Origin of the sequence: Sphingomonas sp. Leaf17 (genome assembly GCF_001421505.1) — a bacterium.
Classification (GTDB): Bacteria; Pseudomonadota; Alphaproteobacteria; order Sphingomonadales; family Sphingomonadaceae; genus Sphingomonas.
Map to the genome: position 1 here is coordinate 1 of NZ_LMKL01000005.1, position 12,844 is coordinate 12,844.

Below are 12,844 nucleotides of genomic sequence, written 5' to 3' on the forward strand. Positions count from 1 at the left end.
CCGCTCGGATGGGCGCACATCCTCCTCACTGGTGAATACCTCTGGCCAAAGGATACCGCCGCTTAGGGTGTCATTTCGCCCTCAGCCGGAACCGACCCCTATCTGACCACGCAGGCAAGGACATTGCTGAGCGCGGCAAGCCCTGCATTCGCCGCCGGATCGCCGTTGTTCCTGTCCAAATATTTCTACGATCTCACGCCTGCCAATGACCAGACGACCAACACCGACACCTACCGAGCCGCCCTGTCGGCCCAGGGCGACTTCGATATCGCCAGCCGCAATTTCTACTGGTCGATCGGCGGCAGCTATGCCCGCGTCGAGGGGCAGCAGCGAAGCTGGCAGATCGTCAATGCAAAGTTCCAGAACGCGATCAACGCCGTGTCGAGCGGTGGGCAGATCGTCTGCGGCATCAACGCCGATGCGATCACCACCAACAACGATCCCGCCTGCGCGCCGATCAATCCGTTCGGTAACGGCAATGTCAGCGCAGCCGCCCGCGATTATGTGAGCACGCGCGCCGGGCTGGACTGGGTAAACGAGCAGGTCGATCTGCTGGCGACGCTTGGCGGTACGCTGGTCACGCTGCCGACCGGCAAGCTCGACTTCAGCCTCGCCTATGAGCACCGCGACGAGCAGGCCCGCTTCGATCCGCTCGCTGCCAACCGCCTGGGCCTGTTCGGAACCGGCGTACAGCAGGTCGCGCAATCCGGCGGCTACGACACCGATGAATTTTCGGCCGAAGTCATCATGCCGCTGATCGGCAGGGACTTCCAGCTGCCTCTGGTCAAGCTGCTGGAGGCCAAGGGCGCGTTCCGCTATGTCGACAATAGCTATGCCGGGCATCAGAACGTGTGGGATCTCGGCCTGCGCTGGGAGGTCCTGGACGGCATCACGCTGCGCGGCTCGCGCAGCCGCAACTTCCGCGCACCGACGCTTACCCAGTTGCTTGCCCCCTCGTCGAGCGGACTGGATTCGACGGGGTTCGACCCGTGCGACGCCGATCGCATCAACGGTGGCCCGAACCCCGCGACGCGCCGCGCCAATTGCCTGGCCGTGTTCACCGCCAATCCCGGCTACGGCGTGGACGCGGATGGAACCGGCGCGTCGTTGAGCGCGGCGGGCCGCCTCGCCCGCTTCCAGGATCCATCCGAGAATTTTGCCCGGGCGACCGTCACCAGCGGGGGCAACCCGGCATTGCGGAACGAAATCTCGAACACCTGGACCTACGGCATCCTGCTCCAGCCGCGCTTCGTGCCCGGCCTGACGATCAGTGCCGACCGGATCGAGATCGACCTGAAGAACGGTCTGTCGGCGTTCACCACCGCGGATTTCGCCGCCGCCTGCTACGATAACACGGCACCGGATCCGGCGGTATGCAATGCCTTTACCCGCCTTGCCGCCAGCGACGGGATCAGTCCGGGTGGCACGATCGCAACGGGCACGTCCACCACCTTCAACGCCGGCGTGGTCCGCTATCACGGCGAGAACTACATGGTGGATTACCAGTTCCGGGTTGGTGACCTGGTCAACGGCGGGGACCTTGGCCGGTTGCAGCTGACCGCGACCGCGACGCACAATACGCTGCTGACCACCTCCGTCACGGGGGCGACCTTCGTCCGCACCGACGACACCTATCTGTCGCCGGAATGGGTCGGCCGGTTCAATGTCGCGTATGCCAGGGGGCCGCTACGGTTGACCTACCAGCTGCAATATTACGGGCAGACCGATGCCGGGCCGAACGTCTCGATCGAAACCACCCCGAACCCGACCCTGGCGAAGAACATAGTTCACGACGTGTCCGCGCAGGTCGAACTGGCCAGGATTGCGCTGCGCTTCGGGATCGACAACCTGACCGACAAGAGCCCGTCCTATCCACAGATCGCCTATGGCGACATTCTTGGCCGGCGCTTCTACGTCGGCGCGAAGATCAAGTTCAGGTAATGGCCATGCCCGACGCTTTGCCGCCGGGCGGCCTCTCCCCATCGCCCCATGCGCCCCTGCAGGAAAAGACACCACCGATGAACCGGCCGGAGCTCTCCGACCTCGCCCTTTCGGTCGCTGAGGTCGAACGCGTCGACGATGCTCGACCGTTCTCGACGGCTTCGTATTCGCAATGGGTGCGAAAGGTGATCCGTACCGTGCGGTCGGAGCGAAACCTGCTGGTGAGCCTGTTCGACAGCTCGGTGCCGGAACCGATCGAACTGCTGCGGCAATTCGTGGTCGAAGGCTTTTCGGAAACGATCACCTCGCGCTACACCAGCGCCTTCGAGAACGGAAATCCGTACGTCGTCGAACAGCTCGCGCGGCGCTACGCCGTACCGCGCGATCAGGTGGTGTGCACGACCGGTGCCACCGGTGCGCTGTCGCTGATCTACCGCGCGCTGCTGAAACCCGGTGACCGGGTGCTCGTCGAAAAGCCCGGCTTCGACCTGTTTCACAAGATCGCCGAGACCTATGGTTTCGGGGTCGATCGTTTCGAACGGCGCGGCAATGATTTCGCGATTGATCCGGATGAGGTGGCGGCGGCAATGACCAGCGACACCCGACTGATCGTGCTCGCCAACCTGCACAATCCGTCCGGTATGGCGCTTCCGCCCGAAACGCTCGCGGCGATCGGCCGGATCGCGGAGGCCCGCGGCGTGCATGTCATCGTCGACGAGGTGTATGGCGACTATATCGATCCCGCACATCGTCCGCTGCCCGCGATGCAGGTGTCGCCGGCGCTCATCAGCGTGAACAGCCTCACCAAATCGCATGGGCTGAGCACCTTGCGGTGCGGATGGATCGTCGGCGCGCCCGAGCCGATCCGCCATATCCGCGCGCTGGCGCAGGAAATCGACTTCGGCATCTCCAACCTGTCGCACGCGATCGCCGCACTGGTGCTGGAGCGTCCGCAGCCGTTCGACGACTTTCGCAGCGATATCATGCGGCGCGCACGGCCCATCGTGGAATCCTATCATGCATATTGGCGCGAGGAAGGCCTGGTTTCGGGCGACCTGCCGCCGTTCGGCTGCATCGCCTTTCCCCGGCTGATCGGCATCGACGACACCGTGCGCTTTTCCGAATGGCTGGCGGACCGCTGTGGCGTGATCGTGGCGCCGGGCGAGTATTTCGGCGGCCCCGGTCATATCCGCATCGGGTTCGCGCGCGCGCCCGCCGACGTCGATTACGGCTTGCAGGCGCTGACCGACGGGCTGATCCGATATCGCGACCAGCAAGCGGGGGATCGCAGATGACCATGACACGAGGCCTGATCGCGGCGCTGCTGGCGATGTCGAGCTGGATGACCCCGGCGGATGCTCAGGACCGGCGGACCGCCGTCGAGGTCAGGGCGACGCGCGATCTGGTCACGACGATCCATGGGCGCACGCTTGCCTACACCGCCGAAGTCGGCCTGGTGCCGGTGTCGAGCCGGCCTGGCACCACCGACGCGACCGCCGGCTACATCTCGTACAGCGTCGCGGGCCCGACCGTGCGCCCGGTGATGTTCATCTTCAACGGCGGCCCCGGCGCTGCGTCCGCGTATCTGCAGATGGGAGCGCTCGGCCCCGCGCGCGCGCGCGTCCCCCAGGATCCGGCCGCCATGCTGCCGATGGCGGCTCCGGTCGATGCCAATCCGCAGGCCCCGCTGGACCTCGTCGATCTCGTCTTCCTCGATCCGCCGGGTACCGGCTTTTCGACGATAGATGCCAAGGCGGACCGCACCTTCTATCAATCGGTGACGGGCGATGCCGATGCCGTGTCGCAACTCGCACGCGCATGGCTCGCCGCTCATGGTCGCACCAACGCGCCGATCTACATCCTTGGCGAAAGCTATGGCACGATCCGCGCTGCGGCGATGGTCGATGCGTTGCGGGCGCAGGATCCGGCACTGAAACTGCGTGGTGTGGTGCTGCTCGGTCAGGCGCTCAACATGATCGAGACATCGCAGCGCCCCGACAATATTGTCACCTACCCGGTATCGCTGCCCACCCTTGCCGCGATCGCCTGCTACCACCGCAAGCGATCCACCCCTTGCGATCCGGCGGCGAGCGCACGCGAAGCCGCGGCCTACGGGCCGATCTATCTCGACGCCCTCTATCGGGGGCAAGCCCTGGACACCGCGATGCGCGATGCGGTGGCGACGAAACTGGAAACCCTCAGCGGCATCCCGAAGACCTATTACATCGCACATGACCTGCGCATCTCGAAGGAACAGTTCCGCGTCGAACTCCTGCGCGCCGAGGGCAAGGTGCTCGGCCGCTACGACGCGCGCTACACCGCACCGCGTGCTGCCGGCGCTGGCGACAGCGTCGGCCCGGATGCCTTCTCGCCCGTATCCGAACTCTACGGGAAAGCCATCATCGACCATCTGGCGACGATCGGCGTCAGCGATGCCGCCGCCTACAAGGTGATCGTCCGTGGGGAAGGCGATTGGCGATACGGCGCGGGCGACTCGCCGTTCAACGACTGGCCGTTCATGGCTCGCCTTGAAAAGGCGATGGCGGCAACGCCTGGACTTCGTCTTTTCGTCGGCACGGGATTGTTCGACCTTACCACGACCGTTGGAGCCGCCGACTATCTGTTCGCGCAATCGTCGCTCGCCCCCGCGCGATATCGCAACGAACGCTATCCCGCCGGGCACGTCTTTTATTCAGACGACGTCAGCTGGCGCAAACTGATGCGCGACCTCCGCGCGTTCGTTGCCGATGGAGCACCGCGTTGAGCGACGCCAACCTCGCCAAGGGCATTGACCTCTGGGGCGTCGTGGCACTCGGCCTGGGGACCGCGGTTGGCGTATCGATCTTCTCGGCGATCGCGCCCGCAGCGAAGATGGCCGGACCGGCGATGCTTTTGTCCGCGTTGCTCGCGGCGCTGCCGATGTACCTCATCGCGATCAGCTACGCGTTTCTCGGCTCGGCCTGCCCCGTATCGGGGGCGTCGTTCGTATGGCCGGCGCGGTTCCTGCACCCCGCCTGGGGCTTTTATATCGGCTGGGCGCGGATAGTCGCCAATGTCGGCGCGATCGTCGTGCTGGCGCTGGTGCTGGTCAGGTACGCAGCGATGCTGGTTCCTTTGCCGACGAAGCCGACCATGCTCGTGGTGCTGCTGCTCGCGCTGCTGGCCAACCTTTTCGGCATCGGCATTGCCGCGCGCGTACAGAAAATCCTTCTTGCGGGCATGCTGATACTGTTCGCGATCTTCGTCGTCTGGGGTGGGTCGACCGCAGTTGACGTGACCCGCTTGCAACCGTTGTTCCCCAACGGACTGCACGGGATGATCGCCGCGACGCCGCTGCTGATGGGGCTGTTTTTCGGAATTGAGGCCGCGACCGAGGCCGGCGCGGAGGTGACCGACAGCCGCCGCACCATCCCGCTGGGGATCGCGCTGTCGATCGGCTCGGCGACGCTGCTGTATCTGGCGGTCGGCTTCGTCGCGCTGGGCGTGCTTGGCGGCGATGCGCTCGGTGCCAGCGATGCGCCGATCCTAGACGCCGCCAGGCGCTTCATGGGCCCCGCCGCAACGCCGATCGTCGTGCTGGCCGCAGTCCTGTCGATCGGCAAGTCGCTCAACGCGCTGTTCGCGATGTTCAGCCGCAGCCTCTATGCGATGGGCCTCGCGGGTTCGCTGCCCGCCGCGCTTGGCAAGGTTCATCCGCGCTGGCAGACCCCGTATGTGGCGCTGATCGCGGTATTCGTGCTGGGCTGCATCGGACTGCTGCTGCCAATGGAACTCACCTTCCTGTTCCTAGCGGTAAACATCCCCAACCTCCTCAAATATGGCAGCATCTGCCTTGCCGCCGCGCGCGTCACGGAACGGCATCCCGAGTTGTACGAGGCGGCCGCGTTCAAGTTCGCCAAGCCCCGTATGCGCGCGCTTGGATATGCGGGTGCGTTTTGCGCCCTTGCGCTGATTTTCGTCGGGCTGGAGGCCGATTGGCGTCCCTACGCACTACTGGCGACGTGGATGATTGCCGGCATGCTGTATCGCAATTTCCCGCCCCAACGCCTGAGGGCGTGGCGATCGCGCTGATACGGCCACGCGGGCCGGCGCTACGACGACGCGGCCGGCGCGTTGCGGTTGACCGTCAGACCCGTGGCCTGGTCACCCGAGGAATGGCGGCCCGCCGGTTCGTCGTCAAAGGCAGAGGCGGTCGAGGGCTTCCCAATCCCGCGCCCCCGGACGCGCAGCGAAGCCTGCCCGGCATCCGCCGCACAGGCTGCTCCGCCTGAGGCCAGCGCGGCAAGGGTGGTGACGTCCACCTTTCCCTCAGGCCGCCGCGCGGCGGTTCCACGGCATCCTCCGCAACAGGCTTGCCATGCCACACGAGCCGGTCGTGCCCGAGAACACCAGCCCGGCACCGACGAACGCGGACAATCCGAAAAAGCCCGGTGCGACAAACACGCCCAGCACCACACCGGCCAGCACCAGCGACCCCGCGGTGATCTGGACCTGCCGCATGATCTCCAGCGGCTGCGAGCGATCCGCGATGGTGCCAAGCCCGGCGCTGCGCCATGCGTCGATCCCGCCGTCTAGGATAAAGGCCGGGGCACCGCCGGCGGCGGCCAGTTGCGCGGCATTGGCCCTGGTCCGCATGCCCGAACGGCAATGGAACACCACCGGCCGACCGTCGCGCGGCAGGTCGCCGATCCGCGCCAGCGGCAGGTTTGCCGCCCCGGCGATCCGCTCGCGCGCATGTTCGTCGGCGTCCCGGATGTCGACCAGCCGGGCACCCGCGGCGATCGCGGCGCGCGCATCGGTCGGCGTCATCGTTTCGATCGTCATCGTCTCAGTCCTTGCAATACAGGGTGTAGAGGGTGCCGAGGAGCGTCTCGACGCGGGAATCGGCGATGCGATACCAGAGTGTCTGGCTTTCGCGGCGGAAGGCGACGAGTCCCTCGTCGCGCATCCGGGCAAGATGCTGCGAGCACGCCGAGGGCGACAAGCCGACATCGCGCGCCAGATCGCCGACAGTCTGCTCGCCGTGTTCGACCAGCTTGCACAGCAGCATCAGCCGGCGGGCATTGCCGATCGCCTTGAGTATTTCGGCGACCTCGCCCGCCTTCGTCTCGAATGTCGCCAGATCCAGCGGCTTCATCATGGCCTTGCTCCATTAGGTATTGCTAATGTAGTTAGCGCTAATATATTGTCAATCCGAACGGAGGACGATCATGACGCAGCCATATTTCCAGGGCTTCTTCGACACCCCGACCAACACGATCAGCTATATCGTCGGCGATCCCGCGACGCGCATCGCGGCCGTGATCGACCCGGTCCTCGATTTCGATCTGGCGAGCGGCGTCGCCGATACCCGGTCGGCCGAACGGATCCTTGCCTTCGCCCGCGAGAATGACTGGCGCATCGCGATGGTGCTGGAAACGCATGCCCATGCCGACCATCTGTCGGCAGCCCCCTTCGTCAAGGCGCATACCGGGGCCTGGATCGGCATCGGCGAGCACATCCGCGACGTGCAGCGCATCTTTCGCCCGGTGTTCGCGATGACCGATCTGAAGACCGACGGCTCCGACTTCGACCGGCTGTTCGTCGATGGCGACCGGTTTGCGATCGGCACGCTCGACGTCGAGGTACTCCACGTCCCCGGACACACGCCGGCCGACGTCACCTACCGGATCGGCGACGCCGCGTTTGTCGGGGATACTCTGTTCATGCCCGACTATGGCACCGCCCGCGCCGACTTTCCCGGTGGCGATGCGCGCACGCTGTATCGCTCGATCCGCCGGCTGCTGGAGCTGCCGGCCGCGACGCGGCTGTTCCTGTGCCACGACTACAAGGCACCGGGACGCGACGACTATCGCTGGGAGACGAGCGTCGGCGAACAGCGCCGGTCCAGCGTCCACGTCCACGACGGCGTCACCGAGGATGATTTCGTCGCGATGCGCGAGGCGCGTGACGCCGGCTTGTCGGTGCCACGACTGCTGCTGCCGTCGATCCAGGTCAATATTCGCGCCGGGCACTTCCCGGAGGCCGAGGCCAATGGCGTCCGCTATCTGAAAATACCCGTAAAGACAGGAAACCCGACCCAAGGCTGACGCCGGCCCGTGAAAGGCCGGCCGCGATGGGTCGGTGGCGTTCCCCTACCGTATCCGCAATTCGAACGGCACGGCGGGCAGGTCGTCTGCGCTATACAGGTTCACATAAGGAGAATCGGCCCAGGCATAGCGAACGCGCGTGACGCCGGGCCGGTTCGCACCGCGCAGGATGACCCGCGTCCCGTCCGGCGTCCCGTCGACGAAACGGCAGGCCTGATCGTCGCATGCCTCGAATCCGATCGCCGTGGCGCTGCTGTAAGTGCGAAGGCCGCCCGTGGCATCGCGGAAATCGACGATCAGGTCCTCGCCCTGCCGTGTTGCCGCCACCGCCTCGGGGCCACCCGGTGCGATCGGTTCGCCATAGGCCACCGCCCGGGCCGCACGGGCCAGCCGCTCGCCGACGACGGTCTTCTGGGTCGGATGAATGTCGGTCCGGTCACCCACGTCGATCGACACGGCCAGTCCCGCATGGCCATCGGCCCGCGCGACCTTGGCCTGCACGTCGCGCAACGCCGCGGATGCCGAGTTTGCCGGCTGGGTCGCGACCGCACCGTAATTGGCCAGCTGGACGACCAGCATCGGCAGTGTCGGCTGGCCAAGGGTCCGCCGCCAGTCGGCCATCATCAGCGGCAGCAGCGTGGCATATTCATCCGCCGCACCGACATTCGATTCGCCCTGATACCAGGCCGCCAGCTTGAAGCCGTAACCCGCCAACGGTGCGATCATGCCGTTGTATAATGTGGTCAAGCTGACCGGCACGTCCCAGGGGGCTGCGGGGATCGACAGGCCCCTGGCCGCCATCCCGACCTGATACCGCCACGCCGCCGTCAGCGGAATGAAGGCACCCGACGCGGTCTTTATGCCGCGATTGGCCGGCTGCCCCGTCAGGCCGCCGCCTGCGCCGCCGCTCAGCACACGGACCGCAATCACGTTGCGCCCCGCACGAAACACGCCCGCCGGTACCGTATAGTCGCGCCAGACCCACGCCGTGCTGCCCCCACCGACGCGCACGCCATTGACCCAGGTCGTGTCGAAGGTGTCGACCGGCCCGAGTTGCAGCAGGTTGGCGTCCCTGGCCTGCGCCTCGGTCAGATCGACCGTGGTGCGGAACCAGCCGACGCCGTCGAACGCGGCAAAAGCCGGAATGCCGGCGTCCTTCCACGATCCGGTCGGCGTCATCACCGGCCAGCGCGAGTCGTCGAAATCGGGCCTGGCCCACGCGCGCTGCGTCGCCGCCGCCGGGTCATGCGCGTCCCACCATGCCTCCTGCCGGCGCTCCTCGGTGGCGCGGGCCGCGGCCGGGTCGGTCGCGAGCTGCTGGACCGCCGCCACGCCGGCCGCATAGGCGGGCACGGTCCTGAGCGACGGGGCACCGATCCAGCCCTGAATCGTGGTGCCGCCCCATGCCGCCGTCACGAAACCGACCGGCACCTTCAGATGCTGCTTCAGCGATCGGGCCATGTAATAGCAGACGGCAGACGCCTCGCCGACCGTGTCCGGCCCGATCGCCCGCCACATCGCCGGCTTGGCCAGATCGTCGAGCGGCGCAGGCTGCGTCTCCTTGGGAATGGTCACGAAGCGCAGGTCGGGGTCGATTGCCGACGCGACCCCGCCCCAGGCATTGGTCGACAACCGGGCGGGGAACTCCATGTTGGACTGGCCGCCGCACAGATACACGTCGCCCACCGCAATGTCGGCGAACGAGGTGGCGGCCGTTCCCGCCCTGACGGTGAGCGTATGGCCCGTGCCCGCCGGCATCGCCGGGAACGTGACGCGCCAGCGCCCCTGTCCACTGGTCCGCGCGGTCACCGACCGACCAGCGAGCGTCACCGTGACGGCGGTCCGAGGCGCCGCCCTGCCCCAGACCGCGATCGGCCGGTCGCGCTGCAGCACGGCATGGTCGGCAAAGATATGCGCGAAGGTCGGCGGGGCGGCCTGCGCCATCGCCGGCGCTGCGCCCGCCACCGTCAGCGTCGCCGCCGCGATTGCCACCATCGTCCCATATGCCATCGTCTTCTTCCCGTCCTGTCGTCGTGTCATTGAAAGTTCGTTGCTCACGCCCGGGCGACGGTGCGCAATCCGCCGATTCCCGCATCCGCCACCGGTGCGATCCGGTTACGTCCGTCCGCCTTGGCGACATAGGCCCAGCGGTCGGCGCGATCGAGCAGGGTCTCGACCGTATCACCTGGCTGGAGATCGGCGATGCCCCCGCTGACCGTGACCGCCGGCAGGGCGCCGCCCAGGTCGGGCAAGGTGCGGCGGATCGCCTGCGCCACCTGCCACGCACCGCGCAGCGTCGTGCGGTCGAGCATCACGACAAACTCCTCCCCGCCGATCCGGGCGATGACGGCCGATGGTGACACCGTCCGGCGCAGGGTGTCGGCAAAGGCGCGCAGCACCGCGTCACCGACCGCGTGGCCGAAGGTGTCGTTGATCCGTTTGAAATGATCGAGATCGAAAAAGATCAGCGCAAGCGGCATGTCCGTCCGGCGCATCTCGGCGATCATCCGCGCGGCCTGCCGCGCTAAACCGCGCCGGTTGGCGACCACCGTCAGCGGATCCGTTTCCGATTCGCTGATCGTCTGGCCCATCGCCGCCTGCACCACGACAAGCAGGACGAACAGTCCGGCCATCACGATCAGCACGCCGCCGGTCGCCTGCGAGAACAGCGCGTAGGCGCTGGTGCTGTAGGCCATGGCGGTCGTGCCGGACCCGAAGGCGTGCGCGAAGAACGGCTTGGTGACGAAATGGGCCAGCATGAAGCCAAAGGTGATCGCGACGGCCAGCCACAGCCGTTGCCCCGTCCGGCGCGCGGCACCGATGGCGATCGACATCGACAGGGCCGCGGTCGCCATGAACGGTGCCTGATACGCCAGTTCGTACCCCAGGTCGTTGCGCGGTCCGCCCCAGATCACGATCCGCGCCAGGATGCCGCCGGCCAGGATCGCGCCAACCAACCGCCAGGGCGCGGGTCGCCCAGCGGTCGCCGCCAGCCCGATCGACATGGCAAGACCGGACACCAGGAACGTGCCGTAGCTCGACGCGACGAAACTACTGTCCCAGGCCGTGAACCGCACGCCCAGTTCGCTCAGCGGCGTCAGCATGCCGATGAGATAGGCCGTGCCGTACCAGATGACCTGCCGCTGCCCGGGGTACGACAGGCGAATGACCGCAAAGGCGACGGCGAACAGCAGCGCCACCGACGCATTGACGATCAGAGCATACACCGCACCATCCACCTGGGGTCACCGTTCCTGTCGCATTGCCCTGTCCGACACCGCCATAAAACCGGCAGGCAACCATTGCGTTAATGCGCCGGCCTGTTTTCCACGGCGTACGCCATGATGTACTGCGGTCCTGTCTGACCGGATAAATACTTTACGCCGCATGGCCTTGTGCATATCCAGCAGCGACCGGCCGAATACCGCTACCATGGCCGGTCACTGGAGAGGTTGCAGCGCATGGATCATGTTACCCGCCGTTCGATGATGGTCGCCGGCGCTGCCCTGTTGGGGGCCTGCGCCGCCGGAAACCGGCCCGGCACCCGCCCGGTGCCGCCGGCCGGCAGCGACTTCGTCACTGTCGATGGCCTTGGCTTTCGTCGTCGTGGCGAACCCTATCGCTATGCCGGCGCGAACATCTGGTATGGCGCGTGGCTTGGTGCCGACACCGCCTATGGCGATCGCGCGCGACTGGGTCGCGAACTGGACCGGTTGAAGGCGCTTGGCATCCGCAACCTGCGGATCCTGGGTTCGGCCGAACTGTCCCCGCTGAAAAACTCGATCACGCCGGGCTTTCGCGACAAGAGCAGCACCTACAACGAGGATCTGCTGAAGGGGCTGGACTGGATGCTGGCCGAGATGGCCAAGCGTGACATGACTGCGGTGATTTATCTGACCAACTTCTGGGAATGGTCGGGCGGAATGATGACCTATCTGTCGTGGGTCAATGGCGGCCGCTTCATCAACATGAACGACCCCGCGCATCCCTGGCCCGAGTTTCCGAACTGGAACGCCGCCTTCTACGCCAACGGACAGGCGCAGGCGATGTACCGCGACTATATCCGCAGCGTCGTCACCCGGACCAATTCGGTCACCGGCGTCGTCTATGCCAGCGACCCGACGATCATGGCATGGCAGCTCGCCAACGAACCACGGCCCGGCGGATCGGATGCGATCGCCGCCGCCAACCTGCCCAATTTCTATCGCTGGATCGACGGGACCGCCCGCTACATCAAGACGCTGGATCGCAATCACCTCGTCTCGACGGGATCGGAGGGGTTGAAGGGGTCGATCGAGCGGGAGGATATCGTCCTCAACGCGCATCGCTCGCCGGCGATCGACTATCTGACCACGCATATCTGGCCGAACAACTGGAGCTGGATGGACGCCGGGCGGCTGGCGCAGACCTATGATGCCGGCGCGGCCAAGGTCGCGGACTACATCGCGGCCCATGTCCGCATGGCCAAGGCGCTCGGCAAGCCGCTGGTGATCGAGGAGTTTGGCTATCCGCGCGACGGTGCCGACGCCTATGATCCGTCGATCCCGACGACATTCAAGGACCGGTTCTACCGCCAGATCTATACCGCGATCGAGGCAAGCGCGAAGTCCGGCGGGCCGCTGGCCGGCTCGAACTTCTGGGCGTGGAATGGCGAGGCGCGGACCCCGCATGCCGACCACCGGTTCGTGCGCGGCGACCTTGGCTATATGGGCGATCCCCCGCACGAGCCACAGGGGTGGTACGGCGTATTCGACAGCGATGCGTCGACGCTGGACGTGATCCGTGCCCACGCCGATGCGCTGGCGAAGGTGTGA

At 66.3% G+C, this 12,844-nt stretch carries 10 protein-coding genes; 6 read left to right on the forward strand and 4 right to left on the reverse strand.

The window, feature by feature from the left end; genetic code table 11:
• Positions 1 to 123 precede the first annotated feature (123 nt).
• The 4 genes from ASE75_RS06995 (at position 124) to ASE75_RS07010 (ending at position 6,012) form a co-directional block, all read left to right on the forward strand.
• Positions 124 to 1,941: a TonB-dependent receptor domain-containing protein gene (locus ASE75_RS06995; protein WP_235512544.1), complete on the forward strand. Its 1,818-nt coding sequence runs from the start codon at positions 124 to 126 to the stop codon at positions 1,939 to 1,941.
• A gap of 185 nt (positions 1,942 to 2,126) precedes the next feature.
• The gene (locus ASE75_RS07000; RefSeq protein ID WP_235512545.1) at positions 2,127 to 3,236 is read left to right on the forward strand and encodes a pyridoxal phosphate-dependent aminotransferase; all 1,110 of its coding nucleotides are present in this window, start codon (positions 2,127 to 2,129) and stop codon (positions 3,234 to 3,236) included.
• Complete coding sequence (locus tag ASE75_RS07005; RefSeq protein WP_055931125.1) at positions 3,233 to 4,705, forward strand: S10 family serine carboxypeptidase-like protein; 1,473 nt, start codon at positions 3,233 to 3,235, stop codon at positions 4,703 to 4,705. Before ASE75_RS07000 ends, ASE75_RS07005 begins: the two co-directional genes overlap by 4 nt.
• Complete coding sequence (locus tag ASE75_RS07010) at positions 4,702 to 6,012, forward strand: APC family permease (RefSeq protein ID WP_055931128.1); 1,311 nt, start codon at positions 4,702 to 4,704, stop codon at positions 6,010 to 6,012. Before ASE75_RS07005 ends, ASE75_RS07010 begins: the two co-directional genes overlap by 4 nt.
• 237 nt (positions 6,013 to 6,249) lie before the next feature.
• Here ASE75_RS07010 and ASE75_RS07020 read toward each other — a convergent pair whose 3' ends face one another.
• Complete coding sequence (locus tag ASE75_RS07020) at positions 6,250 to 6,765, reverse strand: rhodanese family protein (protein WP_055931135.1); 516 nt, start codon at positions 6,763 to 6,765, stop codon at positions 6,250 to 6,252.
• A gap of 4 nt (positions 6,766 to 6,769) precedes the next feature.
• Complete coding sequence (locus tag ASE75_RS07025; RefSeq protein ID WP_055931137.1) at positions 6,770 to 7,081, reverse strand: ArsR/SmtB family transcription factor; 312 nt, start codon at positions 7,079 to 7,081, stop codon at positions 6,770 to 6,772.
• A gap of 70 nt (positions 7,082 to 7,151) precedes the next feature.
• On the opposite strand from ASE75_RS07025, the gene ASE75_RS07030 reads away from it, so the two are divergent.
• Entirely contained in the window at positions 7,152 to 8,030 is an 879-nt protein-coding gene (locus tag ASE75_RS07030) for an MBL fold metallo-hydrolase (RefSeq protein WP_055931140.1), read from the forward strand.
• Between the two features lie 45 nt (positions 8,031 to 8,075).
• Here ASE75_RS07030 and ASE75_RS07035 read toward each other — a convergent pair whose 3' ends face one another.
• Positions 8,076 to 10,040, reverse strand: a complete 1,965-nt coding sequence (locus tag ASE75_RS07035) for a sialate O-acetylesterase (RefSeq protein WP_200922325.1) — start codon at positions 10,038 to 10,040, stop codon at positions 8,076 to 8,078.
• Between the two features lie 44 nt (positions 10,041 to 10,084).
• Positions 10,085 to 11,257: a GGDEF domain-containing protein gene (locus ASE75_RS07040; protein WP_055931143.1), complete on the reverse strand. Its 1,173-nt coding sequence runs from the start codon at positions 11,255 to 11,257 to the stop codon at positions 10,085 to 10,087.
• 234 nt (positions 11,258 to 11,491) lie between these two features.
• On the opposite strand from ASE75_RS07040, the gene ASE75_RS07045 reads away from it, so the two are divergent.
• A complete protein-coding gene (locus ASE75_RS07045; protein ID WP_055931145.1) occupies positions 11,492 to 12,844 on the forward strand; it encodes a glycoside hydrolase 5 family protein in 1,353 nt (450 codons plus the stop codon).